This window comes from Dactylosporangium sp. CA-092794 (genome assembly GCF_050948465.1).
Classification (GTDB): Bacteria; Actinomycetota; Actinomycetes; order Mycobacteriales; family Micromonosporaceae; genus Dactylosporangium.
In genome coordinates this window covers 4,989,126-5,005,148 of the sequence record NZ_CP192044.1, presented here as the reverse complement: position 1 = coordinate 5,005,148, position 16,023 = coordinate 4,989,126, and the positions used below count along the sequence as shown (strand labels likewise).

Sequence of the window (16,023 nt, the reverse complement as noted above, 5' to 3'; positions counted from 1 at the left end):
ATCGTCCAACCGACGATATACGTCGTCGCCTTTTATCGTCAAGGTGGTGATAACTACATGACATTCGCGGTGACGGTCGATCTCGTGGTGCTCACGATCCGCGATTCGGCGTTATGTGTACTGCTCGTCCGCCGCGCCTACCCGCCGTTCGCCGGCGACCTGGCGCTGCCCGGCGGCTTCGTCCTGCAGGACGAGGACCTCGGCGACGCGGCCGCGCGCGAGCTGGCCGAGGAGACCGGCGTCCCCGACGCGGGCCACCTGGAGCAGCTGGGCAGCTACGGCACCCCGGACCGCGACCCGCGCGGCCGGGTCGTCACCATCGCCTACCTGGCCCTGCTCCCGGACGCCCCGGCCCCGCGCGCCGGCGGCGACGCGGCCGAGGCGCACTGGGTCCCGGTCTCCGCGGTGCCGGCGCTCGCCTTCGACCACGACCGCATCCTGGCCGACGGCCTGGAGCGGGCCCGGGCGAAGCTCGAGTACTCGCCGCTGGCCACCGCCTTCTGCCCGCCGGAGTTCACCATCGCCGAGCTGCGCGGCGTCTACGAGGCGGTCTGGTCGGCCCCGCTCGACCCCCGCAACTTCCACCGCAAGGCCACCTCGACCCCCGGCTTCGTCACCCCGACCGGCCGCTCCACCGCCGGCGAGCGCGGCCGCCCGGCCCAGCTGTTCCGCCGCGGCCCCGCGGCGATCCTCTACCCGCCGCTCCTGCGCGCGACCCCGGAAATCGACCGTAAGGACGGCGCCGCGGGCCCGGACGGTACTGGATAAATATGGGCGTTTATGATATGATGTCCGGATCGGTGGCTAGCGTTTGCGGCGTGACCGATACCGCAACCATCAGCCGCACCGCGCTCATGGCGGCCGCCGCCCGGGCCGCGCATCTCATCGTCGACGGCGAGCCGCACGTGTTCGTCGATTCGCTGGCCGGCGCGCTGCTCGGCGAGCAGGCCGAGGAGCTGCTGCAGTATCACCGGCTGCACGGCGAGCACCCCGTGCTCGCCGGGGCGCGGGCCCAGGTCGTGTGCCGGGGCCGCTACGCCGAGGACACGCTGCGCGGCTCGGGATACGAGCAGTATGTCGTGCTCGGCGCCGGACTCGACAGCTACGCCTACCGGGCCTCCGACGGCGTGCGCGTGTTCGAGGTCGACCGGGCGGCGACCCAGCGGTACAAGCGAAATGCCCTGCGAACGGCGGGGATCCCGGAGGCCGCCGCCTATGTCCCGGCCGACTTCGAGCGCGACGACCTGCTCGAAGGGCTCGTCGCGCACGGGTTCGACCCGCGGCGGCCGGCGGTGGTCGGCTGGCTCGGCGTGACGATGTACCTCACCGAGGCGGCGATCGAGCGCACCGTCGCCGCCGTCGCGCGGCTCGGCGCCGGGACGATCCTGGTGCTCGACCACATGGTGCCCGAGGCCGACCGCGACGCGGCCGGGCAGGCCTACGTCGAGGCGGTCGGCCCGGTGAACGCCCAGCACGGCGAGCCCTGGCTGTCGTTCCTCTCCCCCGCCGGCCTCGCCGCGCTGCTCGCCCGGCACGGCATGCGGGCCGAGCACACCAACCAGCACGAGATCCTCGGCGAGCGCACCGACGCGCTGCGGCCGTCCAACCTCGCCTGGATCACCCGGGGCACGCTGGCGCCCTGACGCCCTGAGGCGCGGGACCGCGACGCCCGGTCGCTCGGCCACGGACCGGCTTCGGCAGCGCAGCTGGGTCGCGCGCCGCCGGGGCGACACCTCGGCCACCGCCGCCCCGGACCGCCGGATGCCGCCGGATGTCTCCGCGATCATGCTCAACCGGCCGGGTGCACCATGAGTTTTTCATGATCACGGATGCTGGATGTACGCCTGGGTACCAAATGTCTCCAGGATCGTGAAAAACCCGGGGTTCGGCGTGGCCGCCCGCATGATCGCGGAGAGTTCCGGCCGTCGGGTTCTAGGCCTCCGCGGTGTCCAGCCGGGTCATCTCGATGACCCGGGTCAGCGCGGTGTGCAGCGCCAGCAGTTCGTCCATCGGCATGCCGAGCGCCGCCACGACCGCGGGCGGGATCCGCTCGGCCCGTGCCCGCAGCGCCCGGCCCGCGTCGGTCAGCGTGACCTCGAGGACGCGCTCGCGCGGGCCGGCGGTCGCGTCCGGGATCACCGCCGGCGGCCGCACCGTGGTTGGCGCGGTGGTCGACAGCGATCGAGGCAGCCGGGCGGTGCTACTCCGGCGGCCGGCCGATGCGCTGCAGCAGCGCCAGGCGGGCCGCCCCGACGGCCGCCACGATCAGCGCGGTGCGCCACACGACGACGCCGAACTCGACGGTCGTGACGTATCCGGCGCCGAAGCGTCCGGCGACCCCGTCGAGCCCCGGAATGCTCGCCACGAGGGTCAGCACGGCGACGCCGGCGACGCCGGGCGCCAGCCATGGGGTCCGCGGCCGCTCGAAGGCGGTCCAGGCCGCCCCGGCCAGGACCACCGTCGCGGTGATCAGCAGCATGGCCATCGCCACGGTGACCGGCCGGTGCCCGTCGAGCCGGCTCGCCCCGTGCAGCGCCCACCCGGTCCACTGGTCTCCGCCGCGCTGCAGCAGCGTGGCGGTGTCGCCGAGGTCGGTGCCGACGGTGATGGTGTTGTCCTCCCGGGCCCACGGCAGGGCGAGCGCGAACAGGGCGGCGAGGGCCCCGACGAGCGTCACGACCCGGCTGCCGAGCCCGGCGATCGACGGGCCGGGCGGCGGTGCGCTCTCCGACGGCACGGCCCCGACCTCTTGCGGCGTGCTCATGCCAAACCTCCGCCCCACTCCGGCCGCCCGACTGTACCCGACGCCGCCAAGCCCACCGGCACCGCAAACCGGTTGCGGCGGCGCATACCGTGAACGGGTGATGGATGTCCACGCGCGCGCCTACCGCCCGGGCGACGCCGCGGCGATCGCCGGACTGATCAACGCGATCGCCGAGGCCGGCGGCGGCCCCGGCGGGTTCGCCGCGGCCGACGTCGAGGGCGTGGTGGAGCACGAGATCCGCGACCCGGCGGCCGACACCCGGCTGCTCACCGACGCCGGCGGGGCGCTGGTGGGCGCCGCGCTGGTGCCGCTGCCGCCCGCGGGCGGCGACCGGCTCGAGCTGATCGGCGGGGTGCGCCCCGACCGGCGCGGGGCCGGGCTCGGGCGGGAGCTGCTGGCCTGGCAGCTCGGCCGGGCCGCGGCCCGGCACGCCGAGATCGCGCCCGAGGCGCGGTGGCAGGCCCAGGTCGTCACCGGCGCCGCCGACGCGGCCGCGACCCGGCTCTACGAGCGCTTCGGCTTCGCCGTCGCCCGCTACTTCCTGGAGATGACGGCGCCGACGACACCGGCGCCGGTCGTCACGCCCGCCGGCGGCATACGGCTCGCGCCGTACCAACAAGATCAAGAGCGGCGGGTGTACTCCGCGCACACGGCGGCCTTCCGCGGCCTCTGGGGGTATCAGGAGCGCGACTTCGGGTCGTGGGCGGCGCTGACCGTGCGGTCCGGGACCTTCCGGCCCGAGCTGTCCCGGCTGGCGCTCGCCGGCGACACGATCGCCGGCTACCTGCTGGCCTACGACAGCGGCGAGCCGGACCGGGTGTACATCGGCCAGGTCGGCACCGCCGGACCCTGGCGCCGGCGGGGTGTGGCGAGCGCGCTGCTCGCCGAGGCGCTGGCCGCGGCCGGCCGGGCCGGCTACGTCCGGGCCGGGCTGGACACCGACGCCGCCAACCCCACCGGCGCGGCCGGCGTCTACGCGCGGGCCGGCTTCGTCGTCGACCGGCGCGTCGTCGCCTACCGCCGCCCGGTCACGCCCGCAGCTGCTCCCGCGGCAGCGCGGTGAGCCGGTCCAGCCCGACGGTGCCCCGCTCGGAGTAGACGGTGAGGGTGGCGAAGGCCGGGCCGGAGCGTTCCCGGCTGTCGCATTCAGGACCCGGCGCGGCGGGTCACACGTCCTGCGCGCCCCGCCGCAGCGCCCGGCCCACGATCAGCCCCGTGACGACCGCCACCCCGGCCATCAGCAAGATGGACGGCAGCGCCGTGCCGAAGCCGAAGACCAGGCCGTCGCGCAGCGACGCGACGCCGTAGGTGACCGGATTGAAGTGCGCGAGAAAGCGCAGCGGCGGCGCCATCTGGGCCGCCGGGTAGAACGCCGGGCTGCCGAAGAGCAGGACCGGGGTGACGATGTTGACCAGCACCATGAACCGCTGAAACTCGCGAATGTAAATGGCCAGCAGCAGGTAGAGGCCGTTGAACGCGAAGGACGCGGCGACGGCGCCGGCGAGCAACGTGAGCCACCGGTCCACCGCCCAGCTGGTCTGGAACACCAGCGCCGCGGCGGCGAGCGCGCCGACCGCCTGCACGGTCACCAGGCCAGCCCCGGCCAGCAGCTTCGCGGCGACGTACCGGGGCCGGCTCAGCGGAGTGCTCCAGAGCTCGACCGTCATGTTGCCCATCCGCTCCTGGAACAGTGCCGTGGCGGCGGAAGCCGAGGCGGCCAGGAGGGAGGAGAACATCAGTCCGGGGACGGCGAAGTCGGGATAGGCGATGGTGGCGTCGTGGTACCGCACGTGCGGCACGAGCCGGGCCAGCGACGTCGCGAACAGCACGATGTAGATGATGGTCGGCGTGACGGCCAGCAGCAGGTTAGTGCGGTTGTGGGTGAGCAGGATCATCTCCCGGTACAGCGTGGCGGACAGGTCGCCACGCTCCCACGGCGACTCGGTGGTCGGCATGGCGGCGGCGCGCGACGGGCCGCTCATGCCGCGCTCCCCACGGTCCGGTGGTCCTCGTCCGCGTTGGTCAGCGCCATGAACACGTCCTCCAGTGACATCTGCCGCACCTCGACCGAGGCGACCGCGATCCCGTGCTCGTGCAGCGTCGCGAGGAGCGCCGGCAGCCGGTCCTCGACGTCGGGGCCCGAGAGTCGCACGGCGCCCGTTTCCTGCTCACCGTGCAGGCCCGCCCGGTCGGCGAGCGCCATGATCCGGCTCGCGTGTTCGGCGTTGCCGGGCCGGACGGCGAGGTACCGCCGGCCGAACTGCTCGACGAGCGAGCGGGGGCTGGCGTGCTGCAGCAGCCGGCCGCGATGGATCACCAGCACGCTCTCGCAGTTCCGCTCGAGCTCGTCGATGTTGTGGCTCGTCCAGAGCACGGTGGTGCCGTGCTCGGCGGTGATCTCGTCCAGCAGCCGCCACACCAGCCGGCGCCCCGCGACGTCCATGCCGGCGGTCGGCTCGTCGAGCAGCAACAGGCGCGGCACCCGCAGCAGCGCCCGGACGACCTGCAGCCGCCGCAGCTGGCCGCCGGACAGGGTGAACACCAGCTGGTCGACGGTGCCGACGAGGTCGAACGCCTCGAGCAGCTGCTCGGCGTGGGCCCGGACGGTGCGCCACCGCAGACCCCGGAAGGCGGCCGCGATCCGCAGGTTGTCCGACACCTTCAGCATCATGTCGAACGACGTGACCTGATGGACGGCGCCGAGCTGGCGGCGCACCCGGCTGTCGGCCGGGTTGCCGCCGAAGATGGTCACCGCACCGTCCGTGGGCGGCATGGCGCCGCAGATCAGCTTGATGAGCGTGGACTTGCCGGCACCGTTGGGGCCGAGGACGCCCACCACCTGGCCCGGGTCGATGGTGAAGCTGATGCCGTCGACGGCGTTGCGGGTCGCGTTGTGGTAGCGCTTGACGACGTCCTGGGCTTCGACGGCGGCGGTCATGACGCGCTCCCCTCGCCGGCGCGGACGCCGTAGCCGGCAAAGGTCGCGGCGATGACGCCGAGGGCGTGGTCCAACGAGACCTCCCGCAGGGGTGTGTCGGCTCGAACATGGTGGTCGACGAGGTCGGGCGGCAGGCACCCGGTCGCCGCGTGCCGGGGCCCGCCGAAGCGGTAGCCCACCAGCAGGTGACCGGCCCCGCCGAGCAGCGCCGGGATGCTTCGCGCGACGCCGGCACCGGCGCTGGACAGGCCGACCCGGGCACCCTGCGGGGCGCGTTCGAGCAGCGCGGGCAGCGCGGGCCAGTCCGCGGTGCGCAGGGTGGCGCCCAGGGCGGCCAGCCGGGCCGCGAGCGACCGATCGGCAGGCGGCCGCGGCGTCCAGATGGTGGTGCCGGTCAGGTCGGCGGCGGCCCCGGGCGGGGCGTTGCGGCCCGGCGGCGGCGCCCCGATGCCCTCGGCGCATCCCAGGTAGCCGTCGGCGCCGACGGGCGGGTCGAACAGCGGCATGTTGTCGCCGATGGTCAGCAGCCGGTCGCGGTCGCGCTCGGCGACGCGATGGACGAAGATGTCGGGCCCGAGGCAGAACGCGATGACATCGCCGGGACGGATCGCGTCGAACGGCCGGGCGGCCAGCGTCACCGCCGAGCCGGGTGCGATGGTCGGCGACATGCTCGTCCCGGCGGCCTTGACGACCGCGCGCCCGGTGCGGTCCAGCGCCGAGCGGACGAGCTGCGCGTACGGGTTATCCGACATCGGCTGCCGGGTCATCGCCCGTGTCGTGGAGCAGGCCGGCCGCCCGGAGCGTCTCGATGAACTCGAGGACGTCCTTCGCGATGAGCTCGGCCTCGTACTCGTCGTCGTGGGCGAAGGCGGCCGCAAGCTCGCCGACGATGGCGTCGGCCGGCCGGCCCTGGGCCACGAGCCGCCAGATCTGCGCCGCGCTCGAGTTCAGCGTCTGGAACTCGCCGCTGCCGGAGTCGTAGAGGCGTACCTCGTCATCGGCATCCGTCCAGACAACGTCTTGGCTCACGGACAACGTCATCGTCGGCTCCTTCAGGCCAGCAGCGGAAGCAGGCGGGACGGCTCGGTGCGCCAGTCCTCGTAGACCGGATGAATCTCGCCGTCGCGCACCAGCCGGGGGGTCATCATGTCGTCCTGGTGGTCGCGCAGGTCGGCGCCGGTGTAGCCGCTCGCCTGCCACATGCTGCTGACCATCGACTGGCGCAGCACCCGGCAGAGCGCGCGGCTGTTGCGCTTGAGGTCGCCGGACCGCGCGGCGTGGAAGGCCCGGCAGCCGCCGCCGCAGGCCCCGCGGATGTAGCAGCGCTCGCAGTCGCTGAAGTTCGTGCCGTGGAAGACGCTGCTGCCGCGCAGATCGGCCAGCACGGGCGAGGCGAAGACCTCGGCCAGGCGCTGCTCGCGCACGTTGCCGGCCCGGTGAGGCTGGTCGGTGATGAGCTTGCACGGATACACGTCGCCCAGCGAGTTGACGTAGATCTCGTTGCCGCCCAGCCCGCAGTTGCCGCGGATCGCGCACGGCTTGGCGGCCGCCTTCGGGCCGTCGGTCAGGAGGTTCTCGGCCAGCGGGTGCGTCCAGGTGAAGCGCTGCAGCGCCAGGTAGTCGTCGAAGGTGAACCCCAGGTTGTCGTGGGTGCCGCGACCGATCTCGGAGTGCATCATCATCCGGACGCGGCGCACCTTCAGGCCCGAGACGAACTCGGCGAGCCGGTCCACCACAGGGACGTTGTCCGACGTGACGACGTGGTTGATCGAGGGGACCACGCCGACGTCGTTGAGCAGCGCGAGGGCTCGTGCCGTCAGCGCGAACGTACCCTTGCCCCGGGTCGGCTCGTGTGTCTCGGCGGTGCCTCCGTCGAGACTGACCGTCACCTCGTCGAAGGTGTCGGCGACCCGGCGCGCGACGGCCTCGTCGAGGATGCGGGTGCCGTTGGTGATCAGGTTGACCCGCAGGCCGCGGCCGCGGGCGTGGGCGGCGACGTCGAAGAGGTCCTTGCGCAGCATCGCCTCGCCGCCGGTGAAGACCATCGTCTTCGCGCCGAGGGCGGCGACCTGATCAACGAGGTCGATCGACTCCGCGGTCGTGAGCTCGCCGGGCAACCGGCGGGTGGACGACGCGTAGCAGTACGGGCAGCGCAGATTGCAGCCGTCGGTGATCGCGTAGTAGACGACGTTGAGCACCGGGTCGGGCGGTCGCACCTGGGGGACGCGTCCCGGCAGGTAGACCAGCCAGTGCAGGACGAGGTCGGCCAGCGTCCGCTCGACCGCGGCGGCCGGCAGCGGCGGCGGCGCCTCGCCACGCGCCAACGCCCGCAGCACCGCCATCCCGTCCTCGTCGAACGTCGTCCACGCGGCGAGCCCGGGATTGGCGACCAGGTACCGGTCCCGGCACCGGAACTGCACGAGGTCCGCCGGCGCGACGAGGTCGGGCCACGCTTGGATCAGCTTCACGGTCTCCCCCATCCATGTTGGATCATGGGGAGTGCCCGGCCCGCTATCCATCGGCCACTCCCCATGCGCTTGCTTGGGATCACTTCGTCGCGGACAGCCGTTCAGCAGCCGCAGGTGGGCGGGGTGTAGGTGCCCCCGCCGCCACCGGCGCCCGCGAACGCCGAGCATGCGCACGCACAGTCCATGCGCGCTGCGAACTCGGTGCGAACCATGCGGGGCTTGTGCCACCGATGATGCGTCATCTGTTTCACCTCCACTCGACTCGTCGACGTGCTCACCGTCGGCGTGCGGGGGACGCTTGGGTCCGGCCCCGACGCAACCGATGTTGTCGACTCATTTTGACTACTTGAGTCAATCTTGTCAATCGACGTCTGCCACTCTCCGGGGCACCACGGCGCCCGTGTGTCACCAACAGCAACTGACCGGCCCGAAGGGAGGCTCATCGTCGGCACTGATCGCCGGCACCGCCCGGACACCGGCCGCGAGCAGGACGGTCGCGGCGAGCACAATGACCCAGAGCAGGAAAGACCTCATGTACCATACCTTTCAGAGCAAACATCGACATGACTGACTGAGTAGACGCCAAGGAGTCCGATGAGTCAACCGAGTCAACCGGACTTTGCCCACCGGTTGAAGCGCATTCGCCTGGCGCGCGGCCTGACCCAGCGCGACGTCGCCAGCGACTCCGTCTCCGTCAGTTACGTATCGCTGCTGGAATCCGGCCGCCGGACGCCCACGCCGGACACCATCAGCGCGCTGGCCCGCACGCTGGGGTGCTCGGTGGCGGAGCTGACCGGCGAGAAAGACCATCCGGCCGAGATGCCGACGGCGCTCAACGTGCGCCTCGGACAGATCGCCCTGGAGGCGGACGACGCCGGTCTCGCCGAGGAGCACTTCGCGTCGGCCCTGGCCGCGCCGGACCTGGATCCCCTGGCCCGCTCGGACATCGCCATCGGCCGGGCCCGGGCGCTGGAGGCACAGGGCCGGCTCGCGGAGGCCGCCGCGATGTACGAGAGCCTGGTGCGCGAGGCGATGCACACCCCGGCCTACCTCGCGTCCCTCAACGTCGTGATCAGCTGGTGCCGATGCCTCTACGAGATCGGCGAGCTCAACCGGGTCATCGAGATCGGCACCGGCGTCATGCGCGAGCTGGACCGCCTGGAGGCGTGGCAGTCCGACGCCGCCATCCAACTGCTGGCCACCGTCGCCGCCGCGCACTTCGAGCTCGGCGACATCGGTCAGTCGGAGCGACTGCTCCGCGAGGGAATGGAACGGGCCGAGCGCATGGGCTCACCCATCGCCCGCGCCTCGGTGCTGTGGAACTCGAGCAATCTGGCCAGCGAGCGCGGCCGCTACCGTGAGGCGCTGGAGCTGGCCGAGGAGGCACTCGTGCACTTCCGGCAGGCGAGCGACCAGCGCTCCACGGCCCGGCTGCTGAACCAGTACGGCCACCTCCTGCTGCACCAGGAGCCGCCCCGGCCGGTCGACGCCAAGGCCACCCTGGAGGAGGCGCTCGCCATCCTGGTCGAGTGCGGCCGGGGCTACGACCGCGGCTACGTCCTCACCGAGCTGTCCCGCGCCTACCTGATGATCGGCGACAGCGCGGCCGCCGCCGACGCCGCCGAACGGTCCCTGCGGGAACTGGGGGACGAGGCCGTGCTGGAGCGGGCCCGGGCCGGGACGGCCCTCGCCGCCGCGCTGGCGGCCGAGGGCCAGCACGAACGCTCCACGGAGATCTTCGCGCAGGCGGCACAGACCCTCGGCCAGCTCAAGGCATCCCGCCAGGCGGCGCGCACCTGGGTCGAACTGGCGAACACCCTGATGGACGCGGGCGACGCCAACGGCGCCGTCCAGGCGTTCCGGCAAGCGGCCGCCCTGGCCAACCTCGGACCGCCGCCGACGGCCGGCCCGTCGGGGGACCTCAAGGTCGTCCTGTAGGCCGCCGCGGGCGCCGGGCGGTCCTCAGCCGTTGACGGCCGGGCGCAGGACGTCGGCGCACCACTGGCGGAAGCTGGTGGGGCTGCTCGACTCGGGGGTGCGCGGCTCGGCGTTGTCGAGGCCGTCGGCCTTGGCCAGCGCCATGTCGAGCCAGCCCTGGGCCATCGCCTCCGAGGTACCGAAGCCCATCATCCGGGCCTTGAACGCCTCACCGGACACCTGCTGGTAGCGCACGGGCCGGCCGAGGACCTCGGTCATGATCGCGGCCATGTCGTTGAAGGACAGGTCCTCGGGCCCGAGCACGGCGAGGCTGCCCGCGCCGGTCCAGCCGCCGTCGGCCAGCAGCCGCACGGCCGCGGCGGCGATGTCGCGGGTCGCGCAGGCCGGCGCCTTGTGGTCGCCCGGGAGCACGCCGGTGAACACGCCGTCGCTCTTGAGGCCGGCGGTCTGGCGCACCAGGTTGTCCATGAACGAGGGCATGGTCAGCGCCCGGTAGGGCACGCCGGTGGCGGCGATCAGGTCGTCGACGGCCAGCGACGCGGTCACGTAGCCGGCCCGCCCGGCCATCGGCGTGCCGCGGCCGAGCGCCGAGACGCCGACCACCCGGCCGACGCCGTGCCGGGCGAAGGCCGCGCACGCCGGGCGACTGAAGCCGACGTAGGCGGCCTCGACGGAGGCGGCCCGCGGGTCGGCCGGCACCAGCCAGAACACGGCGCCGGCGCCCGCGAACGCCCGGTCGACGACGGCCGGGTCGCCGTGCGAGCCCTCCACCACCTCGACCCGCTCGCGGACTGCGGCGCTCAGCCGGCCGGGGTCGCGCGCGATGACCCGGACCGGTTCACCGCGATCGAGCAGGCCCTGCACGACCTGGCCGCCGATCTGCCCGGTGGGAGCGGTGATCACTATCGTCATGCGCTCCAGTGAACCGGCGCCGCGGGCCGCGCTGAAGGACCGATCCGGTCCCGATTGATACCGTGGCGATATGAGTGACCTCGAGGTACGGCAGCTGCGCTACTTCGTCGCCGTCGCCGAGGAACTGCACTTCGGGCGGGCGGCCGAGCGGCTCGGCATGGCCCAGCCGCCGCTGTCGCGGGCGATCCGCGAGCTGGAGCACCACCTCGGCGTCGAGTTGCTGCACCGCACCACCCGGCACGTCTGCCTCACCCCGGCCGGCGAGTCCCTGCTGCGCGACGCCCGGACCGCGCTCGACGCGGTCGCGTCCGCCGAGCGCCGGGCCCGCCACACCGGCCAGGCCGTGCCGACGCTGCGCGTCGCGCTCAAGGCCGACTACGACGCCGGCCTGCTGCCCCGCATGCTCACCGCCTTCCAGCTGGACCCGGCCTCGATCCCGGTGGAGCTGCTGCTCGGCGGCCGCGGCGAGCAGGCCCCGGCGCTGCGCGAGGGCCGCGCCGACATCGCGCTGCTGGTGCTGCCGGTCGACGAGCGCGGCCTGGACGTCGAGCCGCTGCTGACCGAGCCCCGGCTGGTCGCCCTGGCCGCGAACGACCCGCTGGCCGCCCGCACCGGCCTCACCCTGGCCGACCTGGCCGGCCGCGTGCTGCCCGACGGGTCGCCGGCCGAGTCGGGCGGGCGGCCCGACACGCAGTACCGCCCGGATCCGGACCGGCCCCGGTTCGACCTGCCGCAGATCTTCAGCCTGATCGAGGTCGGCAGCATCGTGTGGTTCGCGCCCTGCTCGCTGGCCACCCGCCACACCCGGCCCGGGATCGCCTACCGGGAGGTGGCCGGCCTGGCCCCGTGGACCCTCGCCGTCGCGTGGCCGCAGGACTCCCGCTCGCCCGCCGTCGCCGCCTTCGCCCGCGCGGCCGGCTCGGTCGCGGCCGACGCCCTGGAGTCGGTCGGCGCGACGCGCTGACCGGCCGCCACAAAGTCGATGACGTGCCCGCTGCGGTCGGTGCGGCGGCGGATCTTGCCGAATCCGTCCATCCAGCGAGCGCGTCCTCGAGGTCACGCTGACCGACGCGGGCCGGACGCTGCGGGCACGGGCCGAGCAGGTCCCGCCCGCGGTCGTGGCGGCGCTCGGCATGCCGATGGACGAACTGCTGGCGCTGCACACCGCGCTGACCCAGGTCATCGAGATGACCCGGCTGGACACCGCGGAGACATAGAACCCGACGACCAGAACCCTCCGCGATCATGCGGGCGGCCAACCGAAACCCCGGGTTTTTCACGATCCTGGAGACATTTGGTACCCAGGCGTACATCCAGCATCCGTGATCATGAAAAACCCTTGGTGCACCCGGCCGGTTGAGCATGATCGCGGAGACAATCGGCGGCACTCGGCGGTCCGGGGCGGCGGAGGCCGAGGTGTCGGCCCCGGCGGCGCGCGACCCGGGTGCGCTGCGGGTCAGGCCGGCTCGGCGCGGCGGGGTGCGACCGGGGCGCTGAGGCCGGCGGTGAGCAGTCGCTGGTCGACCTCGATGAGGGCGAGCCGGAGCGCGCCCAGCGCGACGATCTCGGCGCCGAGGGTCGAGGCGCGCACGTCCGGCACGCGCAGGCACAGCTTGCGCAGCTCGCGGCGCAGCGGGTCGAGGACCAGGTCGGCGGAGCGGGAGAAGCCGCCGCCGAAGACCACGATCTGCGGGTCGAGGGCCAGCACGAGCGCGGCGGTGCCGACGGCGAGGTCCTTCACGTAGCGGTTGACGGCCGTCCGGGCGTCGCGGTTGCCGTCGCGGGCGGCGTTGAACACCCAGGCGGCGGCGTCATCGGGGCTGACCGTGGCCGGCACGCCGGGGCAGTGCTCCAGATGGGACGGCGCGGCGAGCCAGCGGACGGCCTTCAGCGCGCCGATCTCGCCCGCGGCGCCGCCGTACCCCCGGCGGAGAATGCCGTCGATGATCAGCCCGGCGCCGGTGCGCATGCCGGCGAGCAGGAAGACGATGTCGTTCGCATCGCGGGCGGCGCCGCGCCACTGCTCGGCGAGGGCGGCGAGCTTGCAGTCGTTCTCGACGATGATCGGGCAGGTGAACCGGCCGCTGAGGTGGGCCGGCAGGTCGACCGTGCGCCAGCCGGGCAGCGGGGTGAACAGGGTGGTCCGGCCGGTGGCGTCGACCGGGCCGGTGACGCCGACGGTGACGGCCCAGATGTCCTCGGCGGTCTTGCCCGCCTCGCGCAGGCAGGCGGCGAGGGTCTCATCCAGCGCGGCGAGCCGCTCGCCGGGGTCGGCGTCGGCGGCCACCGCGCTGCGCACCGTGTGCACGACGTTGCCGTCGAGGTCGGCCAGCAGCGCCAGTATCTTGTGGGCGCCGACGTCGACGCCGATGACGTGGCCGGCCGTGGCGCGGAACCGGTAGCGGCGGGCCGGGCGCCCCACCGTGCTGCTCGCGCCCGGCTCGACGACGGTCGCCCAGCCGCCCGTGACGAGCCCCTGGGCGATGACGTCGACCGCCGGGCGCGACAGCCCGGTCAGCTTGGCCAGCTCGGTGACGGTCGCCAGGGGTTGATCGCGCAACGCCCGGACGACCGTCAACGAGTTGAGCTCCCGCAGCCGGGACAGATCGGTGCCGGCGATGACCTGATCCGCCACAGTCAGCCCCTTGCCCCGTCCGCCGAAAGCCAGCCAATATTGCTATGGAGTTTACAAACTAGTTCCGCGAACGCAAGCGCGCTACTGGAAGGCGATGCTGTCGATGGTGATGGTGCCGTTGCCGCCGTACCAGAAGCCCATCGCGAGCTGGGCCGGGCTGGTGCGGCTGATCCCGTTGGCCGCCATCGGGATCTTGATGTCCTGGTAGGCCGTGGTCAGCGCCGGATGCCCGCCGCCGTCGAGGGTGTAGTCCCCGAAGACCTTGGTGACACCGCCCAGGCTGAGGTTGAAGTGGGTCTGCTCGCCGCCGCTCGCGCCCTTGATCCGCACTACCAGATAGGTGTACGCGGACAGGTCGGTGGCCACGTCGCTGCCGAACCAGCCGCAGTTGTTGTACTGCAACGCCAGGGCCCCGCCGGACACGACACCGCTGCCGCCACCGTTGAGGAAGCAGTTCCCGCCGGTCCATTTGCCGAGGTCGTTCTGCGCCGCCGATGGATAGGCGGGTGTGCCGTCGAAGTTGTCGAGGACCAGGCCGACCGGCGGCGGTGGTGGTGCCGCGATCGTGGCGGTGAGCGGCGCCGAGGCCGGTGACAGGTTGCCGGCGGCGTCGGCGGCCTTGACCGTGTAGGTGTAGGAGCCCGCGGTCAGCCCCGTGTCCGTGAAGGACGTGCCGGTGGGCGTGCCGACCTGGGTACCGTTGCGGAACACCCGATATCCGGTGACCCCGACGTTGTCCGTGGCCGCGTTCCAGGACAGCGAGATGCTGGACGAGGTCTGGCCCGGCGAGGCGAGGCCGGTCGGCGCCGACGGCGGTGTCGTGTCGGTGCCGCCGCCGGGCGGCTCGCAGTTCGCGGTACACGTGCCGACGCTGATGGCGCCGGTCAGCACGTTGTAGCCCTTGGCGGCGTCCCAGGTCCCGGTGTTGGCGAGCCGGACCGAGTAGGCCGGGTTGGCGCGCAGTCCCTCGGCCTGGTCGGGCAGCCACAGCGCGAGCCGGTAGGTGCCGGCGGCCATCGCCGGCAGGGTGACCGTCTGGGCCGGGACCGTGACGGCGCCCGGCCGCCAGGTGCGAGCGTCAATTCCGGCGAGCGGCACGTTGTAGCGGTGCGTGCCGTCGTCGAAGACGAGGTACACCGGGCGGGGCTTGATGATGCCCGCGTAGCCGTCGTTGGCCAGGTGGGCGGCGAAGGTGAAGGGGGCGCCGGCGGTGGCCTGCGCGGTGTAGGTGGCGTCGACCAGGCGCAGGCGGTAGCCGAGCTTGCGCTTGATCCGGGTGAACAGCGTCTCCGCCGGGTCGGTGCCGGACGCGGCGAGGCCGGCCTGCTTCCAGATGTCGATGTTGACCGGCGCGTAGTCCTCGTTGATCTCGGTCCAGTGCTGGTGCGAGAGCTCGTACTGGGCGTTGACCCCGGCGGTGTCGTTGGCGCCGCTGGAGTTGCAGGTCTCCCCGCCGACGATCTTGTTGCCGCCGGAGGAGGTCGCCATGTCGTACACCCACTGCTTCTTCACCGACACGTCGAACCAGCCGAGCCAGGAGTTCTGGTCGTAGGTACCCATGTCGGCCGAGTCGGCCAGGAAACAGTCGTCGTGGAAGCCGAGCCGGTCGAAGTCCTGGGTGGTCAGCAGGCAGTTGTCCGGCAGGGTGCAGCCGGGCGGGGGCGTCGTGCGCTGGGCGAACTCGTAGTTGAAGATCGGGTAGCGGATGGCGACCGGGATCGACGCCGGCGTGCTGCTCAGCAGCTTCTTCACCAGGCGGTACCGCACGGGGGCCTGGCTCTCGTCGGAGGAGGCGGTGTAGGGGCTCTCGTGCCATTCGCCCCAGGCGCCGAAGAATCCGGCCTCGAGGTGCATGATGACGTCGGCGTTGGCGGCCAGCACCGGCGCCAGCTGGTCGATGTGCCGCTCCATCTGCGGCTCGGTCACCGCGGAGTAGCCGTCCCAGACGTAGGCGAACCGCAGCACGATCTTCATGCCCTGCGCCCGGACCGCGGCCAGGCCGGTCCCGAGGTTGTCCAGCAGGGCCTGCGGGAGGTCGCTCGTCTGGTACTTGTCGAGGTGGACATAGCTGTGGATCAGCGTGTCGCCGTCGGCCTTCGCGCGGGCGAAGGTGCGGTCGAGCTGGTCGGGGTTGAACCCGGGGATGGTGTTGCTGGCGTAGTCGTTGACGCTCGGGTCGTTGACGATCTCGTAGCGGTTGTGGAAGCCGCGCTCCGGGTTGGTGAAGACCGTACCGAAGTCGCCGGCGTAGGTGACCGAAATGGTGGGCGGGTCGGCGTGCGCGGCGCCGGGCGCGCCGGCCAGGGCGAGGGCGAGGACCGCCGCCGCGGCGGCGATCCTCCGAACCGAAATGCTCATCGCTACCCTG

16 protein-coding genes are annotated in these 16,023 nt (G+C 72.8%); 5 read left to right on the top strand and 11 right to left on the bottom strand.

Annotated elements, in window-relative coordinates; genetic code table 11:
- The first annotated feature begins 57 nt into the window (after positions 1–57).
- Positions 58–768: an NUDIX hydrolase gene (locus tag ACQPXD_RS21605; protein WP_432841222.1), complete on the top strand. Its 711-nt coding sequence runs from the start codon at positions 58–60 to the stop codon at positions 766–768.
- 50 nt (positions 769–818) lie between these two features.
- Positions 819–1,643, top strand: a complete 825-nt coding sequence (locus ACQPXD_RS21600) for a class I SAM-dependent methyltransferase (RefSeq protein WP_432841220.1) — start codon at positions 819–821, stop codon at positions 1,641–1,643.
- A gap of 289 nt (positions 1,644–1,932) precedes the next feature.
- Here the strand turns inward: ACQPXD_RS21600 and ACQPXD_RS21595 are convergent, their stop codons facing one another.
- Both ACQPXD_RS21595 and ACQPXD_RS21590 read right to left on the bottom strand, forming a co-directional pair.
- Positions 1,933–2,139, bottom strand: coding sequence for a hypothetical protein (locus tag ACQPXD_RS21595; RefSeq protein ID WP_432841218.1), 207 nt, complete (start codon positions 2,137–2,139; stop codon positions 1,933–1,935).
- 61 nt (positions 2,140–2,200) lie between these two features.
- The gene (locus ACQPXD_RS21590) at positions 2,201–2,764 is read right to left on the bottom strand and encodes a hypothetical protein (RefSeq protein WP_432841216.1); all 564 of its coding nucleotides are present in this window, start codon (positions 2,762–2,764) and stop codon (positions 2,201–2,203) included.
- Positions 2,765–2,864: 100 nt separating this feature from the next.
- On the opposite strand from ACQPXD_RS21590, the gene ACQPXD_RS21585 reads away from it, so the two are divergent.
- Positions 2,865–3,827, top strand: coding sequence for a GNAT family N-acetyltransferase (locus ACQPXD_RS21585; RefSeq protein WP_432843918.1), 963 nt, complete (start codon positions 2,865–2,867; stop codon positions 3,825–3,827).
- A gap of 103 nt (positions 3,828–3,930) precedes the next feature.
- Here ACQPXD_RS21585 and ACQPXD_RS21580 read toward each other — a convergent pair whose 3' ends face one another.
- From ACQPXD_RS21580 to ACQPXD_RS21555, 6 genes are all read right to left on the bottom strand, one after another.
- Entirely contained in the window at positions 3,931–4,746 is an 816-nt protein-coding gene (locus ACQPXD_RS21580) for an ABC transporter permease (RefSeq protein ID WP_432841214.1), read from the bottom strand.
- On the bottom strand, positions 4,743–5,702 hold the full coding sequence (locus tag ACQPXD_RS21575; RefSeq protein WP_432841212.1) for an ATP-binding cassette domain-containing protein: 960 nt from the start codon (positions 5,700–5,702) through the stop codon (positions 4,743–4,745). The genes ACQPXD_RS21580 and ACQPXD_RS21575 overlap by 4 nt, the downstream gene beginning before the upstream one ends.
- Positions 5,699–6,454 (bottom strand): S24/S26 family peptidase, encoded by a 756-nt coding sequence (locus ACQPXD_RS21570; RefSeq protein WP_432841210.1) that lies wholly within the window; start codon positions 6,452–6,454, stop codon positions 5,699–5,701. The genes ACQPXD_RS21575 and ACQPXD_RS21570 overlap by 4 nt, the downstream gene beginning before the upstream one ends.
- On the bottom strand, positions 6,444–6,743 hold the full coding sequence (locus ACQPXD_RS21565; RefSeq protein WP_432841208.1) for a PqqD family protein: 300 nt from the start codon (positions 6,741–6,743) through the stop codon (positions 6,444–6,446). Before ACQPXD_RS21565 ends, ACQPXD_RS21570 begins: the two co-directional genes overlap by 11 nt.
- An 11-nt stretch (positions 6,744–6,754) precedes the next feature.
- Entirely contained in the window at positions 6,755–8,170 is a 1,416-nt protein-coding gene (stsB, locus tag ACQPXD_RS21560; protein ID WP_432841206.1) for a StsB family radical SAM/SPASM domain sactipeptide maturase, read from the bottom strand.
- A 101-nt stretch (positions 8,171–8,271) separates the two neighbouring features.
- Entirely contained in the window at positions 8,272–8,382 is a 111-nt protein-coding gene (locus ACQPXD_RS21555; RefSeq protein ID WP_432843916.1) for a hypothetical protein, read from the bottom strand.
- Between the two features lie 382 nt (positions 8,383–8,764).
- Between ACQPXD_RS21555 and ACQPXD_RS21550 the strand changes: the two genes are divergently transcribed.
- Positions 8,765–10,108, top strand: a complete 1,344-nt coding sequence (locus ACQPXD_RS21550) for a helix-turn-helix domain-containing protein (RefSeq protein WP_432841204.1) — start codon at positions 8,765–8,767, stop codon at positions 10,106–10,108.
- A gap of 24 nt (positions 10,109–10,132) precedes the next feature.
- Here the strand turns inward: ACQPXD_RS21550 and ACQPXD_RS21545 are convergent, their stop codons facing one another.
- The gene (locus ACQPXD_RS21545; protein ID WP_432841202.1) at positions 10,133–11,020 is read right to left on the bottom strand and encodes an NAD(P)H-binding protein; all 888 of its coding nucleotides are present in this window, start codon (positions 11,018–11,020) and stop codon (positions 10,133–10,135) included.
- 70 nt (positions 11,021–11,090) lie between these two features.
- On the opposite strand from ACQPXD_RS21545, the gene ACQPXD_RS21540 reads away from it, so the two are divergent.
- A complete protein-coding gene (locus tag ACQPXD_RS21540; protein WP_432841200.1) occupies positions 11,091–11,984 on the top strand; it encodes a LysR family transcriptional regulator in 894 nt (297 codons plus the stop codon).
- A gap of 492 nt (positions 11,985–12,476) precedes the next feature.
- Here the strand turns inward: ACQPXD_RS21540 and ACQPXD_RS21535 are convergent, their stop codons facing one another.
- Together ACQPXD_RS21535 and ACQPXD_RS21530 are read right to left on the bottom strand one after the other, a co-directional pair.
- A complete protein-coding gene (locus ACQPXD_RS21535; protein WP_432841198.1) occupies positions 12,477–13,655 on the bottom strand; it encodes an ROK family protein in 1,179 nt (392 codons plus the stop codon).
- An 81-nt stretch (positions 13,656–13,736) separates the two neighbouring features.
- The gene (locus ACQPXD_RS21530) at positions 13,737–16,013 is read right to left on the bottom strand and encodes a DUF4832 domain-containing protein (RefSeq protein ID WP_432841196.1); all 2,277 of its coding nucleotides are present in this window, start codon (positions 16,011–16,013) and stop codon (positions 13,737–13,739) included.
- Between the last annotated feature and the right edge of the window lie 10 nt (positions 16,014–16,023).

Coding starts and splice junctions, on each gene's coding strand:
- ACQPXD_RS21570 (WP_432841210.1), bottom strand. CDS start 6,454: ATGTCGGATAACCCGTACGCGCAGCTCGTCCGCTCGGCGCTGGACCGC.
- ACQPXD_RS21540 (WP_432841200.1), top strand. CDS start 11,091: ATGAGTGACCTCGAGGTACGGCAGCTGCGCTACTTCGTCGCCGTCGCC.
- ACQPXD_RS21555 (WP_432843916.1), bottom strand. CDS start 8,382: ATGGTTCGCACCGAGTTCGCAGCGCGCATGGACTGTGCGTGCGCATGC.
- ACQPXD_RS21580 (WP_432841214.1), bottom strand. CDS start 4,746: ATGAGCGGCCCGTCGCGCGCCGCCGCCATGCCGACCACCGAGTCGCCG.
- ACQPXD_RS21550 (WP_432841204.1), top strand. CDS start 8,765: ATGAGTCAACCGAGTCAACCGGACTTTGCCCACCGGTTGAAGCGCATT.
- ACQPXD_RS21605 (WP_432841222.1), top strand. CDS start 58: ATGACATTCGCGGTGACGGTCGATCTCGTGGTGCTCACGATCCGCGAT.
- ACQPXD_RS21575 (WP_432841212.1), bottom strand. CDS start 5,702: ATGACCGCCGCCGTCGAAGCCCAGGACGTCGTCAAGCGCTACCACAAC.
- ACQPXD_RS21545 (WP_432841202.1), bottom strand. CDS start 11,020: ATGACGATAGTGATCACCGCTCCCACCGGGCAGATCGGCGGCCAGGTC.
- ACQPXD_RS21585 (WP_432843918.1), top strand. CDS start 2,865: ATGGATGTCCACGCGCGCGCCTACCGCCCGGGCGACGCCGCGGCGATC.
- ACQPXD_RS21565 (WP_432841208.1), bottom strand. CDS start 6,743: ATGACGTTGTCCGTGAGCCAAGACGTTGTCTGGACGGATGCCGATGAC.
- ACQPXD_RS21530 (WP_432841196.1), bottom strand. CDS start 16,013: ATGAGCATTTCGGTTCGGAGGATCGCCGCCGCGGCGGCGGTCCTCGCC.
- ACQPXD_RS21590 (WP_432841216.1), bottom strand. CDS start 2,764: ATGAGCACGCCGCAAGAGGTCGGGGCCGTGCCGTCGGAGAGCGCACCG.